Annotated in this window: 15 protein-coding genes and 1 pseudogene; 13 read left to right on the top strand and 3 right to left on the bottom strand. The window is 43.5% G+C overall.

Annotation, left to right across the window (positions count from 1 at the left end):
• The first annotated feature begins 567 nt into the window (after positions 1-567).
• Together NSB28_RS22440 and NSB28_RS22435 are read left to right on the top strand one after the other, a co-directional pair.
• The gene (locus tag NSB28_RS22440; protein WP_109747891.1) at positions 568-1,182 is read left to right on the top strand and encodes a TetR/AcrR family transcriptional regulator; all 615 of its coding nucleotides are present in this window, start codon (positions 568-570) and stop codon (positions 1,180-1,182) included.
• Position 1,183: 1 nt separating this feature from the next.
• Positions 1,184-1,984, top strand: coding sequence for an alpha/beta fold hydrolase (locus NSB28_RS22435; protein ID WP_109747890.1), 801 nt, complete (start codon positions 1,184-1,186; stop codon positions 1,982-1,984).
• Between the two features lie 44 nt (positions 1,985-2,028).
• Here NSB28_RS22435 and NSB28_RS22430 read toward each other — a convergent pair whose 3' ends face one another.
• Positions 2,029-2,904, bottom strand: a complete 876-nt coding sequence (locus tag NSB28_RS22430; protein ID WP_109747889.1) for a methionyl aminopeptidase — start codon at positions 2,902-2,904, stop codon at positions 2,029-2,031.
• Positions 2,879-3,286 (bottom strand): helix-turn-helix transcriptional regulator, encoded by a 408-nt coding sequence (locus NSB28_RS22425; RefSeq protein ID WP_109747888.1) that lies wholly within the window; start codon positions 3,284-3,286, stop codon positions 2,879-2,881. Before NSB28_RS22425 ends, NSB28_RS22430 begins: the two co-directional genes overlap by 26 nt.
• Positions 3,287-3,734: 448 nt before the next feature.
• Between NSB28_RS22425 and NSB28_RS22420 the strand changes: the two genes are divergently transcribed.
• The 11 genes and pseudogenes from NSB28_RS22420 (at position 3,735) to NSB28_RS22370 (ending at position 15,226) form a co-directional block, all read left to right on the top strand.
• Positions 3,735-3,992, top strand: a complete 258-nt coding sequence (locus tag NSB28_RS22420; RefSeq protein WP_109747887.1) for a DUF3795 domain-containing protein — start codon at positions 3,735-3,737, stop codon at positions 3,990-3,992.
• A 323-nt stretch (positions 3,993-4,315) separates the two neighbouring features.
• Entirely contained in the window at positions 4,316-4,609 is a 294-nt protein-coding gene (locus tag NSB28_RS22415) for a nucleotidyltransferase family protein (protein WP_109747900.1), read from the top strand.
• Positions 4,596-4,847, top strand: a pseudogene (locus NSB28_RS22410) (nucleotidyltransferase substrate binding protein); the annotation flags it as partial. The gene NSB28_RS22415 and the pseudogene NSB28_RS22410, both read left to right, overlap by 14 nt.
• Before the next feature lie 331 nt (positions 4,848-5,178).
• On the top strand, positions 5,179-5,595 hold the full coding sequence (locus NSB28_RS22405; protein WP_109747885.1) for a YjdF family protein: 417 nt from the start codon (positions 5,179-5,181) through the stop codon (positions 5,593-5,595).
• A 45-nt stretch (positions 5,596-5,640) separates the two neighbouring features.
• The gene (locus tag NSB28_RS22400) at positions 5,641-6,984 is read left to right on the top strand and encodes an MATE family efflux transporter (protein WP_109747884.1); all 1,344 of its coding nucleotides are present in this window, start codon (positions 5,641-5,643) and stop codon (positions 6,982-6,984) included.
• A 177-nt stretch (positions 6,985-7,161) separates the two neighbouring features.
• The gene (locus tag NSB28_RS22395) at positions 7,162-8,265 is read left to right on the top strand and encodes a radical SAM/SPASM domain-containing protein (RefSeq protein ID WP_109747883.1); all 1,104 of its coding nucleotides are present in this window, start codon (positions 7,162-7,164) and stop codon (positions 8,263-8,265) included.
• A gap of 199 nt (positions 8,266-8,464) precedes the next feature.
• On the top strand, positions 8,465-9,322 hold the full coding sequence (locus NSB28_RS22390) for a hypothetical protein (protein WP_109747882.1): 858 nt from the start codon (positions 8,465-8,467) through the stop codon (positions 9,320-9,322).
• A 37-nt stretch (positions 9,323-9,359) separates the two neighbouring features.
• Positions 9,360-9,989 (top strand): TetR/AcrR family transcriptional regulator, encoded by a 630-nt coding sequence (locus tag NSB28_RS22385; RefSeq protein ID WP_109747881.1) that lies wholly within the window; start codon positions 9,360-9,362, stop codon positions 9,987-9,989.
• A gap of 19 nt (positions 9,990-10,008) precedes the next feature.
• On the top strand, positions 10,009-12,906 hold the full coding sequence (locus NSB28_RS22380) for a DEAD/DEAH box helicase (RefSeq protein ID WP_109747880.1): 2,898 nt from the start codon (positions 10,009-10,011) through the stop codon (positions 12,904-12,906).
• Positions 12,907-12,943: 37 nt separating this feature from the next.
• Positions 12,944-13,330 (top strand): (deoxy)nucleoside triphosphate pyrophosphohydrolase, encoded by a 387-nt coding sequence (locus NSB28_RS22375; RefSeq protein ID WP_109747899.1) that lies wholly within the window; start codon positions 12,944-12,946, stop codon positions 13,328-13,330.
• Complete coding sequence (locus tag NSB28_RS22370) at positions 13,331-15,226, top strand: DUF5696 domain-containing protein (RefSeq protein ID WP_109747879.1); 1,896 nt, start codon at positions 13,331-13,333, stop codon at positions 15,224-15,226.
• A 69-nt stretch (positions 15,227-15,295) separates the two neighbouring features.
• Here the strand turns inward: NSB28_RS22370 and NSB28_RS22365 are convergent, their stop codons facing one another.
• Positions 15,296-16,648, bottom strand: a complete 1,353-nt coding sequence (locus NSB28_RS22365; protein ID WP_109747878.1) for a cytochrome c biogenesis protein/redoxin — start codon at positions 16,646-16,648, stop codon at positions 15,296-15,298.
• Between the last annotated feature and the right edge of the window lie 2 nt (positions 16,649-16,650).

Here is a 16,650-nt window from a genome sequence, read left to right as displayed (position 1 = left end):
ACAAGACGATTTGCAGTTTGCAAGTTGAGATGAGGAAAACCTCATTTTAACGTGTACTAAATCTTGACATAGGACCACCCCCCTCACGTGGTCGAGGCCTGCGAGGGCCTTGTGGATTGAAATTCTCTTTGATGCAGCTTGCATCCGCCACGTGTGGTGTCGAGGCCTACAAGGGCTTTGTGGATTGAAATGGTTACTGCCTTGCGGAACTCCCCATCTTTAAAGTCGAGGCCTGCGAGGGCCTTGTGGATTGAACTTACAATAAATTTACCTTTGAACTTTATCTATATTAAGTGCAGCATGCAAAGAGATATCACGCATACCATACTTACCAGCCCATGATTTTATAATGGGATTAGTTCAACGCTCTGGAAGTTCTTTGCATTTTTAACTCTTTCTCCATCCATTTCTACTGAATAATTTAATTCTCTAATAAAATATGCACATTTCTATTGTTTCCATCCAACCCCCCTTCTCAAAATCGGTCAGTCATAGTAGTATAGAGAAAACAGACCGAAACGGTCAGTGTACCGGAAGAACTGCATTATTTACACGAGAAGGAGTCATATGAACAGTGGATTTTTTACGCTGCCTCAGGAGAAGCAGCAGGCAGTTATAAATGCAGGATTTAAGATTTTTGCGCTGTATCCTTATAATAAGGCGCCGATGTCTGAGATAGCGGGTGCGGCAGGAATATCCAAATCTCTTTTGTTCTATCATTTTAAAAATAAAAAGGAATTATATATTTTCCTCTGGCAGAAGTCAGTAGAATTGATAAGGTGTGCTCTGCAGGAACAGGGAGTTCTGGAGACTGATGATTATTTTGAGATGCTCAGGCGCTCTCTGCGGGGAAAGTGCCGGTTGATGAAGAGCTATCCCTATGCTTCAGAATTCTCTATGAGGGCCTATTTTGAGGGAGAAGGAGAATTTTCAGAGGATATACGGCATTCTTTCTTCAAACTTGAGGCGGACAGCTGGAACAAGGTATGGCAAAGAATTGATAAATCAAAGCTGCGCGATGACATAGATCCATTATTAATGTACCGGGAGATGGTATGGGCATCGGATGGATTTATGCACCAGATGGTAAACAGCCGGAATATGGAGTTTGACAGGATAGAGAAGGAATTTGAAAAGCTGATTGACATGTGGGAGAAGGTTTATCAGAAAGCTGGTGCATAAAATGATAAAGAAATATATTGATAATGAGCGCGGCAGGATATTTTACTGGGACAGCGGACAGATGAGAGAGTGTACCATTATTTTCTTTCATGGTCTGACTGCAGACCATACATTATTTGACTGCCAGCTGGCGTTTTGGACAGAAAAATATAGAGTGATAACCTGGGATATGCCTCTGCATGGAGAGTCAAGACCGTACAGAGATTTCTCATTTGCTAATGCAGCGGAGGATCTGAGACAGATTATGGAAAAGGAAGAAATTACCCATGCTGTGCTGGCAGGGCAGTCAGCAGGGGGATATGTAGCCCAGGCGTTTGTACAGTATTATCCGGAGATGGCGGATGCGTTTATCTCCATTGATTCCACGCCGTTTGGCATGAAATATTATAAAAAGTCAGAATTGTTCTGGACTGACCATTACAGTGCCATAGCCCGGATATATCCTTATAAACTCTACTGCAGGGCGGCAGCCTCCTCATCATCCAGGACAGAGAAGGCAAGACAATCCTTTTATGAATCTCTGTGCAGGCTTGGGAAAAAGGGTATGATGGAAGCGGCAGACGCATATTATAAGGAGCTGCCAAACTGCAGTGAGGTTATATTTCCATGCCCTGTTCTTCTTATTCTGGGGGAATATGACAGGACTGGGTATGTGAGTAAATACACCCGTGCATGGTCACGGGAAACAGGTTATCCACTGCTGGTAATCCCGGATGCGGCACATAATTCAAATTATGATAATCCGGAATTCTTTAATCAAAAGACAGAAGAATTTATTGCAGCGGCATGTGGATTCAGCTGATTTTCAGTTCTTTTCTGATCCGCGCCCGTGAATGAAGGGTTTTGTCAATAGGCCAATATCTCATAGCCATTTTCTGTGACAAGGACCTGGATCTCCCACTGGGCGGAAGGCAGCCCGTCTTCCGTGTAGATGGTCCAGCCGTCATTATCATCCATATAGATTTCATCTGTTCCAAGATTTATCATAGGCTCTATGGTAAACACAAGACCTGGAACTAAGAGCATTTCTGTCCCCCGTTTTGAGACATAGCTGACCCACGGATCTTCGTGAAACTCAAGTCCTATACCATGCCCTCCTATGTCCCTGACAACTGAACAGCCATTTGAGACGGCATATTCATGGACGGCCTGACCCATGTCGCCCAGGAATCCCCAGGGTTTAACCTCTTTTAATCCGGCATCAATACATTGTCTGGCGACATCAACAAGGCGCTTCTTTTCTTCTGAGACATTGCCTATACAGAACATTCTGGAAGAATCTGAAAAATATCCTTTATAAATTGTTGAGATGTCTACATTTATGATGTCTCCATCTTTCAGAATTACATCTGAAGAAGGGATGCCGTGGCAGACCTGGTTATTTACAGAAGTACATACGCTTTTTGGGAAACCTTCATAATTCAAAGGCGCAGGAAAGGCGCCGTATGATAGCGTCTGGCTGTACACCCATTTATCAATTTCTTCTGTGGTAATGCCTGGTCCTATATGTGATGCCACATAATCCAGTACAGCTACATTTATTTTGGCACTTTCACGGATACCTTCAATCTGAGCGGGTGTTTTAATAATGGAATGAGTTGGTACAACGGCCCCTTTATGGCGGTATATTTCAATTTTGTCATCTATAGCCCCATGGCATTTTTTATATTTTTGCCCGCTGCCGCACCAGCATGGATCATTTCTTCCTATATTGTAGTTCATTTGAACTGCTCCTTTCATAGTACAGGAAATTAAATTCTGCCTTTGGATATAATATTATATTTGGTCTGTGAATTCTGTATTCACAGGGAGTGCATCCATATTCTTTTCTAAATGCTCTGGAAAATGCCTCATGTGAGGAAAAACCATATTTCATGGCAATATCCAGTATTCTGTGATCTGTCCCGGACAAATCGATAGCAGACAGGGCAAGTTTCCGTTTGAGCAGGTAATTCTTATAAGTCATCCCGGTAAACTCATGAAATTTTGCAGAACAGTAGAATTCTGAATATCCTACATATTCTGACATTTCAGCAAGAGTAGGATTCGAGGCAATATTATCTTCAACCCAGTCGACCATTGATATCACAGTTTTTATAGACATATTTAACTCCTTTTAGGAAACAGTATAACCGTTCAGACGAAAGTCCGCTTGATTTAACTTGTACATTTTAATCTGTTTTTCATTGTACTACAATTCATCAGAACAGACAATGGAAAGGAAAGGTGAAGGATTAAGATAAATTTGTATGTATATTGTCAGTTAAACTTATTTGACATATACTGTAAAATATAGTAATATAAAGTATAGAGTTGGTTTAGAACATTATTCATTAGCAAAGTTAATGTCAGTTATATGGTAACTATTTAGCAGGTCTGTGCATTTACTGCACAGACCGTAAGAAAATGATTCAAGGGTGAAAAAATAAGTTAGGAGAAAACGAGAATTGGACAGTCGGAAATACTGTTCATATATGAATGCCGGATATACGATACAAATACAAAATACAAGAAAATATATATAAAATACATATACAAAGGAGGATTTGAGAATGTTTGAATCAAGATGCGGAGTCTGTTGTGACTCCTGTGAAAGAAAAGAGAGTGTGAACTGCAGTGGGTGCCTGAACATGGAGAAGCCTTTCTGGGGCGGTGAATGCAGTGTTAAGACATGCTGTGAGGGGAAAAAGCTGAACCATTGCGGGGAATGTCCTGAGTTTCCATGTGAGATGCTTGCCACAATGGGGGTGGCGGAAGGCTTCGACCCCACACCCAAGCTGGAAAAATGCAGAGAGTGGGCAGCGGAATAAGTATTTAAATTATTTTATATTTTGTTTAAAGATAGGGATACTGCTGGTGCAGTGTCCCTTTTTCGTGGCTTGTAGATTTTAAAATTACTTTCAGCGATGGGATTTCTGTGCTCTTCGAATTTCAACAAAAAGAAGTTTTTCTGAGATTATACTGGGATAAGGTTTCGATGATGTATTTGGCGCCCGGGAAGAGCAGAGATATTCGGCAAAAGACATTGACAGAGCTTATGGTAACAACATTGTTGAAGGAGCTGGGGTTGACATTCTATGGTGTGGGATTTAAACTGAAACTATATTTTGTCGGATTGGGGAGTGTTATCTATATGGATGGTACAGGAATTAAACAGCAGGTAATTAGAGAAATCCAGGACTTAGCTGAGAGGCATAATATCAGCCGGGTCATTTTATTTGGTTCTCGTGCACGGGGAGACTTTAGAAGAACCAGCGATATAGACTTAGCAGTGGAAGGGGGAGATTTTGAACATTTTTCTCTGGATGTAAATGAAGATACATCTACACTTTTGGAATATGACATTGTTGATTTAAGCAGAGATGTGCAGCAGGAACTGTATGATTCTATCAAAAAGGAAGGAAAGGTGATTTATGAAAAAGTATGAAAATTTCTGTGCGTCCTTATCAAACATGAAAGAGATTTATAACTATAAAGAACCATTTGACAATGTTGCATTAACGGGCCTGGTAGGATTATATAAGATATGCTTTGAGCAGGCCTGGAGGATGATGAAGAATATATTAGAAATTCATGGGTATGAAGAAGGAGCAACCGGCTCACCTAAAATTATTTTGAAAACGGCCTATAAGGCAGGGATGATAAAAGATGAAGAGAAGTGGCTATAATATTGCCGCTTTTTCGGAGCTGCAGCTCTCGGGATTTTCGTGTATTATGTACGAAAACACTTCGCGGGACGGTGACGTGTGAATAGTAACCTGTACTGTACCACCAACATCAGCAATATTATAACCGCTCTTGATAAAGTATCTGTCTATATGATAATATAAAGAAACAAAGATAAAAACACAGTCCCGGTAGGTAGTCCGGGCGCAGTATACAATATTCGTGAAAATACTGTCAGTAACCCTCCTCCTTGGTCGTCCGTTCTTTGTGCATGATAATGTATACACCTGCGTGTTTTGTACGATAGGGTATAATTAAGGAGGAATCATTTTGGACAAAGAGACGGTAACACTGAAGGTATTTTTTGAGGAGCCGTTCTGGATCGGCATTGTAGAATGTACAGCCGATGGACAGATGGAGGTATGCAAAGTTACATTCGGAGCAGAGCCAAAGGATTATGAGGTTCACGCATGGCTTCTAAAAAATTATTACAGGCTGCGTTTCAGTCCGGCCGTGAGTGCTGAAGAACAGAAAGAACATAATAATCCTAAACGCAGGCAGCGGGAAGCAAGAAGACAGACCGCAGGCATGTGCGTAGGGACAAAATCACAGCAGGCGCTGAGCCTGCTGCGTGAGCAGTTTAAGGAAGAACGGAAACTCCGGACCCGTGAGGAAAAGGAAGCGGAAAAAGAGGCCAGATTCGAATTAAAACAGCAGAAGCGGAAGGAGAAGCACAGGGGCAGGTAATTCTGCCTCCTGTGCTTCTTCTGATAAAAGAAATGGGAGAACGGTATGGCAGCGACAGATATGACAAAAGGAAATATTACAAGGCATTTGATTGGATACTCAGTGCCGCTGGTTTTGGGAAATCTTTTCCAGCTTACTTATAATGCTGTGGATTCTATCATAGCAGGACGCTTTATCGGAAAGGAAGCTCTGGCGGCGGAAGGTATGGCAGCTCCGGTAATCAATATAGTTATACTTGGAATCTCAGGGATCTGCATGGGAGCCGGAGTACTTATGAGTGAGTTTTTCGGTGCACGCAAATATGGCGAGCTTAAGAAGGAAATGGCGACAACAGTGCTCTTTGGACTGTTTTTTTCTATAGCAGTTGTACTGACAGGGCTGGTATTCACGCCGGCTCTTCTTGAAGCACTGCATGTTCCCGGGGAATTGATGGATATGACTGCTGTATATCTGAGGATTATCTTTCTGGGTGCACCGTTTACATATTTTTATAATGCATTGGCTTCCTCACTGAAAAGTGTGGGAGATTCTAAAACACCGCTAAAGTTTCTTATGTTTTCAGCCGTGCTGAATGGAGTTTTGGACCTGATATTTATAGGGGGGCTGGGTTTTGGAATCGTCTGTTCGGCAGTTACGACCGTAGCCGCTGAGGCAGTGTCGGCTCTCCTTTCGATCATATATATTTACAGGAGGATTCCTCTTCTGCAGCTTAGAAAATCCGAATTATCAATAGATGGTCCGCTCCTGCGAAAAACTTTGTCTTATGGTTCAGTAACAGCGCTGCAGCAGGCCTGCCAGCCTATTGGAAAGCTGCTGATACAGGGGACTGTAAACTCTCTTGGCGTAGATATGATAGCTGCATTTAATGCTGTAAACCGTGTAGATGATTTCGCATTTACGCCGGAACAGAGTATTTCTCATGGAATCACTACATTTGCTGCCCAGAACAGGGGCGGTGGGAAAAAGGATAGGATTGCAAAGGGCTTAAGGAGAGGCCTGTTACTGGAATTTTTCTACTGGATTTTTATATGTCTGCTGATTTTATTGATCCGTGAACCGGTCATGGGACTTTTTGTGACGGGGGAGGGAGCAGGAGAAATTGTGGCTATCGGATGCCAGTATCTTGGAACAATGGCCTTCTTCTATCTGCTGCCTGCCTTCACGAATGGAATGCAGGGATTTTTCAGGGGTATGGGGTATATGAGAATGACCCTGCTGGGGACATTTATACAGACCAGCCTGCGGGTCCTGTTTACCTGGATACTTGCTCCTATGACAGGAATTTACGGCGTGGCATTTGCCTGTGCCATTGGATGGAGCGCTATGCTTCTTGTAGAAATACCGTACTATTTCCACATAAAGAATAAAACTTCTGTGAATGATAAATGATGGAATCATTGCAGTAATTATTTTTCTTGACAAGCTAGTGAATACTAGCTATACTGAAAATGAATAAGCTAGTAATCACTAGCTAAATTTGCTTTGAAGGGTTTTACGCAGGACAGACACGGAATCTCTAAAAGCGGCGGTGTCAGAGACATGTCATTTTCAGAAGGGAGAAACAATATGGAAGGTTTCAGGCTGGAGGAGTATTTGAGCAGAGGTACACAGCGCATAGTAAATGAAATTTTAAAGGCATCTATAGACAATCCTAAGCAGAGTATATTTATGCTGCAGTATGCAGGTGCAGCCAGAGCTGCAGAAAAATTGCGGAGAAAGGCAGAAGAAGAAGGAGAGCATATTCCTCCGTTTCTGATCGCCAGTATAGCCAGGGAATGTAATCTGCATTGTAAGGGCTGCTATGCGAGGGCAAATGAGTCATGCCCGGGAGAATGCGGCCAGGGTACACAAGATTTGAAAGCAGTCCAGCTTTCCCGGGAGCAGTGGGGGGATATCTTCAGGCAGGCCAGGGAGCTGGGGATTGGTTTTATACTGCTGGCAGGAGGAGAGCCGTTTACCAGGAGAGATATCCTGGAAGAAGCCGGAAAGCACAGGCAGATTCTTTTTCCTGTATTCACGAACGGTACCATGCTGGATACATATTTCCTGAAATTGCTTACAGACTGCAGGAATCTGATCCCTATACTTAGTATAGAGGGAAATCAGGGAACGACAGATGAGAGAAGAGGGAGAGGGGTATATCAGAGAATCATGGATTCAATGGAAGAACTGATGAAGAGAAAGCTGATGTTCGGAGCGTCAGTTACGGTTACAAAAAAGAATCTGAAAGAGGTGACCTCAGACAGCTTTCTGGACGGTTTATGTCAAAGAGGCTGCAGGGCTGTGATCTTTGTGGAATATGTCCCGGCAGACGGAAATTCATATCATCTGGCCCCTGATGAAGAAGACAGAACATTTATGGAAAAGCGGCTTGAGAAACTCAGAGAAGAGAGAGATGGCATGATCTATATATCTTTTCCGGGAGATGAGAAGTCCTCAGGCGGCTGTCTGGCTGCCGGACGTGGCTTCTTCCACATCAATGCGGCAGGAGGGGCTGAACCGTGTCCGTTTTCCCCATATTCAGATACGAGCCTTTTAAATACTACACTGCGTGAGGCACTGAAGTCTCCTTTATTTATGAGACTGAAGGAGGAAGGTATCCTGGATGGGGAGCATACAGGAGGCTGTGTTCTTTTTGGGCAGGAAAATAAGGTGCAGGCGTTGTTATAGTGCAGACGGCTGCCGAATGGCAGACGGCTGAACTGTAACGCTGTTCGTTACTGTTCGCACGTCACCATCTGGCGGTGGGGGATATATATTGACATACCAGGCAATTAATTAGATAATATCAGCATCAGTATAAGCCCATGCAATTACCGTATGATGTGCGCAGAACCATAATAGAGCCGGAAACAGGAGAGCAGTAGTTATGGATATTGGAAAATATATAGCAGAAAGTAAAGGTTCATTTGACTTACTGGGGGAATCGTCTAATTCTGTTTACAGGATCATGCTTGGAAATGAAAGCTGTATTTTGAAGAAGAACAGAATTTCGGTCGACAATCTGTCGCCTTTCTGGTACTCCATCAAGGAAGTATTTGGCTCGGATTTTAATACCCAGAGAAAAAATATATACAGCCTGACTTCGTTTTTGAATACAAATCCCCATATAAAAGTGGCGGAGCTGGTGGGCGTAAGTGATGAGTACTGCTGTCAGATTTTCCGGGAAGCGGGAGGAGTTAAATATAAACCAGATGAATTTCCGGATAAAGAGGAGATTGAGTATCAGTTAGGGCTGTATATTGGCTTTCTGCACAGCATTAGATTTGATACATTTGGAACATTTCCTCCTGAAAAAAAGATGGAAAAGCAAATAAAAGACGCCATGATCTGCTGCATGGAACAGGTTATAGATTTGTACTGGCAGAAGAATGAGGATGTTCAGAACACATTCAGGATTATCCGTGAGATGAAGATCTCACCAGAATCATACAGCTTGATAATGCCGGATATATCAGGAAATCAGTTTGTGTACTCTGACGGGCTTGATGCAGTCACTGCTGTAGTGGATCTTGATGCCTATGTCATCGGGCCGCGTGAATGGGAACTGGCAGTGGTGGAACAATGTCTGAGAAACGGGAGTGCTTTTGTGAAGGGATATGAGAGTTATCAGGAATTTCCGGATATTACGGAAAGCAGGAGCTTTTACAGATTTTTTTCCTATCTGTGTGATCCGTGGACGGAGAAGGATTTAAATACATTCATGACTGAACATATTCTGTTCTGAAAATATATGGAACAGCCGGAATAAAAGGAGATGCGGCATGACAACAAAAGAGAAGATAATAGACGAAGCTCTTACGCTGTTTTCGACAAAAGGCTATCAGGGAACAAGCGTTAAAAATATTGCAGATGCGGTGGGTATCAAAGACAGCTCACTGTACAAGCATTACAAAAGTAAAAAAGAGATATTTGACACTATTGTTCTGGAGATGTCCATGAGAATGGAGGGTATGTCCAGGGGGCTTGGGCTTCCCGGGGAAGAAAATATGGAGAAAGCAGCCTTTGGGTATGGGCAGCTGACAGCTGAAGGCCTTTGGGAATTAAGCAAGAATATTTATCTTTATTATCTGAGGGATGAATTTGCCGCCAGATTCAGGAGGATGCTCACAATAGAACAATTCCGGGACAGAGAAATCTATGAGGTGTACAGAAAGATTTTTATGGAGGACAGTATCACTTATCAGACGCAGCTGTTTGGAGAGATGATAAGGCAGAGTATCTTTATAGAAGCCAATCCGGCAGCTATGGCAGTTAATTTCTACGCGCCTGTATATTTCCTCCTGAATAAATATGACCAGGAATGGGGGCGGGAGGATGAAGCCCTGGCAGAGCTGAAGCAGCATGTTGAGGAATTTGGAAGGATATATCTGAAAAGGGACAGGGATGCCTGATTAGTAAGGAGCACTGCATATGATGAATTTGGCTGAGACTATAATAGAGGCGGCGAAGACTAGCTTAATAAGTAAATATATAGAATCCGACGGAAGCTGCAGGCCTGCTTTGCTGTACAATAATGTGCGGGATGGCAGGACAGTTCTGGCGGATATTGAACAAGAGCTTGAAGGATGTGAAACCTTCTGGTTTTCAGTGGCTTTTGTTACAAAAAGCGGACTGATTGTCTTAAAAGATACTTTAAAAAAGCTTGAGGATAAGGGAATAAAGGGGAAAATACTGACCACTGATTATCTGGAATTCAATGAGCCTGATGCACTTAGGGAACTGCTGGATTTCAAAAATATTGAGGTGCGGATATTCACTGAGGAGCATTTCCACACAAAAGGCTATATGTTTCAAAAGAAGGATAAAAGGACATTTATCGTGGGCAGTTCTAACATGACCCAGACTGCATTAAAATCTAATAAAGAATGGAATTTGAAGATCACATCTCTGGAGCAGGGCCAGCTGATACAGGAATCAGAAGATGAATTTTATGCTATGTGGAGCAGGGCGGCTGTCCTGACACGGGAGTGGATCAGAGATGTCTACGAGCCGGTTTACCGGGAGAAGAAGAAGGCCAGGGCAAAAGAGAAAATTGAGCGTATCCGCACTTATACTCTTACTCCGAACAGTATGCAGGTACAGGCAGTCAGGTCACTTGCCAGACTTCGGGAGGAGCACCAGAAGAAGGCGCTTCTCATAAGTGCCACAGGGACAGGAAAGACTTATCTGAGTGCATTTGATGTGCGCAATTTCAGACCCGGGAAAATGCTCTTTCTGGTCCACAGAGAACAGATATTAAAACAGGCAGCGGAGAGCTTCAGGGATGTTCTGGGAAGCAATATAAATGCAGGTATTCTTTCCGGAAATTCACAGGATTATGATGCTGATTATCTGTTTTCTACTGTTCAGACAATGTCTAAAACTGAGACAATGCACCGTTACCGGCCTGATTATTTTGACTATATCATTATAGATGAGACACATAAAGCAGGCGCTCAGAGTTATCAGCGGATCATGGAATATTTTAAACCAGAGTTTATGCTGGGGATGACAGCAAGTCCTGAACGGACGGATGGATATGATATATTCCAGCTGTTCGACCATAATATTGCTTATGAGATCAGGCTTCAGCAGGCAATGGAGGAAGATCTGCTGTGTCCATTTCATTACTTTGGAGTGACAGAGCTGTCTGTAGACGGCAAAATAATTGATGACAATACAGAATTTTGCTGTCTGGCCTCGGAGGAGAGGGCTGAGCATGTTTTAAAAAAGGCAGAGTTTTACGGGCACAGCGGAGACCGTGTGAAAGGGCTGGTCTTCTGCAGCAGAAATTCAGAGGCAGTTGAGCTTTCGGATATTTTTAATAAGAAGGGCTACAGAACATGTGCACTTTCAGGAGCAGACAGCCAGGAGGAGCGGGAGGCAGCTATTGAGAGACTGGAGCAGGACGGCCGTGAGGGCGGGCTGGATTACATATTTACTGTGGATATTTTCAATGAGGGTGTGGATATCCCTGAGGTAAATCAGGTGATCATGCTCAGACCCACACAGTCTGCAATTGTTTTTGTACAGCAGCTGGGACGGGGGCTTAGAAAAGCTCCGGGCAAAGAGTATCTGGTGGTTATTGATTTTATAGGAAATTATCAGAAGAATTTTCTGATTCCAATAGCGCTGTCAGGTGACAGGACTTACAATAAAGATACTATACGCAAATATGTGGCAGAAGGAAACAGGGTTATTCCAGGATGTTCTACAGTACATTTTGACGAGATCACCAGGAAGCAGATATATGCATCTATTGACAGTGCTAATTTTAATGATGTAAGACTGATAAAAGAGAGTTATCAGCAGCTCAAAAATAAACTGGGAAGAATTCCGGGCATGCGTGAATTTGATGAATACGGTGAAATGGACATGATGAGGATTATCGATAATAATTCTCTGGGGTCTTATTACAAATTTCTGGTAAAGTATGAAAAGGAGTATACGATACGGCTTACCAGCCAACAGGAAAAGTTCGTGGAATATATTTCAAGAAAATTTGCGTCAGGGAAGCGTGTCCATGAATTAGAATTACTGAACCAGGTACTGCGGTACAAGACGGGGATTTTTGCCAGACTCCAAAAGAGACTGGAGGATAAATATAAGATCAGCGTATCAGAGAAAACCAGGGTCAATATCAAAAATATTATGACTAACGAATTTACCTCCGGTTCGGGAAAAGGAACGTATTCAGAATGTATATTTATTGAGAAGGATGGAGAAGATTACAGGATATCTGAGACATTTGAAAAAGCCCTTGGGGATAATAATTTTTATCTTATCGTGAAAGAAATCATTGACTTTGGGCTGGACAGATATAAAAAGAATTATTCAAAACGATACATGGATACGAATCTTCAGCTATATCAGAAATATACTTATGAAGATGTATGCAGGCTCCTGGAGTGGGAAAAGGGTGAGGTAGCTTTAAATATCGGAGGTTACCGTTATGATAAGCGGACTAAAACGTACCCTGTCTTTATTAATTACCATAAAGACCAGGAAATACAGGATTCTATCCGTTACGAAGACCGCTTTATCAGGCAGGATATGCTGATAGCCATATCTAAATCAGGCCGCAGTCTGGAATCTGAGGATGTTTATACGGCACTTCATGCCCGGGAGCTGGGGGTTGATATGGAATTGTTTGTGCGTAAGAATAAAGATGACAAAATATCAAAAGAGTTTTATTATCTGGGCAAGATCATGGCTACAGGAGATGCTAATGAATTTATTATGGAGAATACCAGTAAGAAAGCAGTAGAGATCGTATATAAGCTTGTGACTCCCGTCAGGGAAGATCTGTATGAATATATTATCAGCTAGTAATCACCAATTTAATGAGTTTCAGAAAGGATGCAGCATGAAAAAAATAGAAGTTGTAGCAGCCATAATACAGGCTGGAGATAAGATATTTGCTACTCAGCGTGGATATGGTGAATTTAAAGATGGCTGGGAATTTCCCGGGGGCAAGATGGAGCCCGGAGAAACCAGGGAGGAGGCTCTGTGCAGAGAGATCCGGGAGGAACTGGATACGGAGATTGAAGTGATAAAGTATATTGATACGGTAGAATATGACTATCCGGGATTCCACCTGACTATGCATTGCTTTTTGTGCAGGGTTTTAAAAGGCAGTCTGACTCTGCTGGAGCATGAGGCCTGCAGATGGCTGGCAAAGAATGAACTGGACATGCTGGAATGGCTTCCTGCTGACCTGGATCTGATAGAAGAGATAAAGGAGATCCTGTAAATGACAATCACATATAATGACGTGAAGCTTACATACGACACAGATACCTTTGGGTTTTCTGTAACTGCCGGAAATGAGGTCAGATGGGCTTTGGACAGAACATTCAGGCCTTATTTTCTCACAGAGCAGGGAAGGACATATTTTGATGAAGCGCTGAAAATAGAGCATAAAAGTTTTCACAGCGGCATTGCTTCAGGCTTTTACAGCCGTTTTGAGAAGTTCTGCATAGGCGGAAAGGAGACGGCTGTCTCCTTTGAACTGTGTGTATGGATGGAGGAAGCCACGGGAGACATTATCTGCGAATGGATCCCTATTGAAGAGAGTGAGGCGGCTGTCTTAAAGGTTTATTGGCCTGCACCCATGGAGTTCACTTCTGAGAGTGAGAGGTGGTATTCTCTGATAAATCTGCGGCAGGGTATTTTAATACCCAATAACTGGAATGAAAAATTCGGCAAAGTTATTTTTGAAGGACGTTTTGGCACAGCGGGCAGTTATATGCCATGGTTTGCCCAGGTCAGGGAGAGAAGGGGATGCCTGACTATCTGTGAGACGCCATGGAATGCAGGATATTATCTGGACCAGCCTGACGGAACGAGCTATACACAGATAGGCGTATGGAATGACAGCAGCCTGGGCAGGATGGATCACCGCAGAATCATCCGGTATAAGTTTTTAGAAGACTGTGACTATAATGATATCTGTAAAGTGTACAGGCGCTATGCAAGTGAATGCGGAATGGTGAGGACACTTGAAGAAAAGGCGGTCAGACTTCCCAAGATAAGGCAGCTGACAGAGTGTTCCTTTATACATCAGGGGATCAAGACGTATGTGAATCCCGAATCTGACTTCTATGATGAGAAAGAACCTGCAAAAAATAATAAACTTACAACATTTGGCAGCAGAACAGAGGAAATTGTAAAATGGCATGAACAGGGGGCCGGACCTGTGTACATGCATCTGGATGGCTGGGCTGAGCCGGGATATGATAATAATCATCCTGATTATTATCCCGTGTGCAGGGAAGCCGGGGGAGCGGAGGAGATGAGGCAGCTGGAAGAGACACTTCACGCCCATGGGGATCTGTTCGGCATCCATGACCAGTACAGGGATTATTACAGGGCGGCAGAGAGCTTTAACGAAGAGGAAGCCTGCCGGCTGACAGACGGGAATATCCCGGAGCAGAGCTGCTGGGCCGGGGGACCCCAGTCTTATCTGTGTACATCCAGGGCGCCCTATTATGTGAAGAGAAACTTCCAGCGTCTCTTTGAACAGGGAATCAGGCCGGACTGTGCATATCTGGACGTATTTACCTGCAATGAGGGAGACGAGTGCAGTAATCAGCGTCACAGAATGACAAGAAGAGACAGCTATGATTACAGGCTGCGGTGTTTTAATTATCTGGAGTCCCAGAAAATACTGGCAAGTTCAGAGGAGGTAAATGACTGGGCTGTGCCGGGGCTGGTATTCTGCCACTATGCACCCTATGATTTTATGATGGGGAAGGAGGGAATTGAAAAGCGGGGGATCCCCGTGCCTCTGTTTGGGCTGGTCTATCATGACTGCCTCATCATACCGTGGATGATGGATAAAGTAACAGAAAAGAATGACTATATGCTCTATGCCCTCTTAAATGGAGGGGCGCCTTACCTGAAAAGAGATGGCGCCTATGCAAATATTGACGGGGCATTTGAGAACGAATGCCACATAAGTGAGAAAGAGCAGATAGAGAGGTGCAAAGTTGTGACAGGCCTGTATCATAAAATTGCCTTTGCAGAAATGGTAAGTCATGAGTTTATAGGCGGGAAAAAAGAAATACAGCGGACTTTATTCAGTGATGGAACAGCTGTCACTGTTGATCTGGGAAGGCAGGAATATAAGATCGAAAAAGTAAATTAGACGGGAAAACACAGGCAGGAGAAAAGCCAGAGATACTGCAGACGCAGCTCTCTGGCTTTTATAAATACTTTATTGGGTACGTTTTTGTTCCATGGTCTGCTGAACAATGCTTTCCATGATATCGGCTGTCAGTGTGCCTGTCACATAACCGAATACATTTCCGTCTTTATCTATCATAAAGGTGGTAGGAAATGCGCTTATATAGTAGGAGGAAAATACATCTCCAGTGGTATCCATGGCCACAGGATAAGTGTAGCCGTTATCCTCCAGGAACTTCTTCACAGATTCCTGATCAACGTCACTGTTCTGGGGACGGTCGTCGGTTTTAGGATTTGCGACACCGAGAACCACCAGATCCTCCTCATTCATACCATACTTTTCATACAGGGCCTGGATATCAGGCATTTCTTTCTGGCAGGGGCCGCACCATGTAGCCCAGAAGTTAAGAAATACAGTTTTGCCTTTGTAATCTGATAATGTGTGGGTGTCCCCGTTTTGGTCTACAAGCGTAAAATCAGGGGCAGGTGTAAGTGCTGCAGAGCTTTCCGTCTCTTTAGATGTTTCAGAAGCTGCAGTACCGGCTTCAGTGGATGGTGCCTCCGTCAAGGCTTCAGTTATTTCTTCAGTCATATTTTCAGTCATACGGGAGGTCTCTGTCTGGGTCTCAACAGGAGCTGAAGATCCGCCGCCTCCAAAGGATGACAGATATCCTGTAAGTCCGTTCATCCAGCCTGTCAGTGTCATAATACCCATTATGATCAGAAGCACGCCGCCGATCTTAACAGTATACTTGATAACCTTTTGATGCTTTTTAAAGAAATCTAATACAGTGCTTGTAAACAATCCGACTGCAAGGAAGGGCAGTACAAAACCGAGAAGGTAGACTCCGATCAATAAAAAGCCTTTTGCAGCCGAGCTGGCTGATGAAGCCATCAAAAGCACGCTGGCAAGGACAGGGCCTACACAGGGTGTCCATGCGAAGCTGAAGATAAAGCCAAGGATAAGGGCAGCTACTGGTCCCATGGTTCTTTTGTCTATGCTGAAAGGAAGCCTGTGTTCCTGCTCTATTTTATTAGATTTGCCCAGGATGCCTAACTGGTAGATACCAAACAGTATCATGATGATACCGCCTATCCTGACAAACCATATTTTATTGCCGCTGAAGAACTGGCCCAGCGCTGTAAAGCCAAGGCCAAGCACAACGAATGCGAAGCCTATGCCTATAATGAAGAAAAGTGTGTGCAGCATTACCTTTTTTCTGGGGTAATGGATCGTCCCATCTTCTGAAACTGTCTGCATGCCGCCTGCCAGATAACCGATGTACAGCGGTACCAGCGGCAGGATGCATGGTGAGAAGAAACTAAGTAATCCCTGAATAAATACTGTCAGGACGGGGACTCCGGTCTCGATTGTTAAATTCATAA

The organism is Murimonas intestini (assembly GCF_024622195.1).
In the GTDB taxonomy this organism is placed as follows: Bacteria; Bacillota; Clostridia; order Lachnospirales; family Lachnospiraceae; genus Murimonas; species Murimonas intestini.
This window is presented reverse-complemented; position numbering and strand designations above follow the sequence as displayed.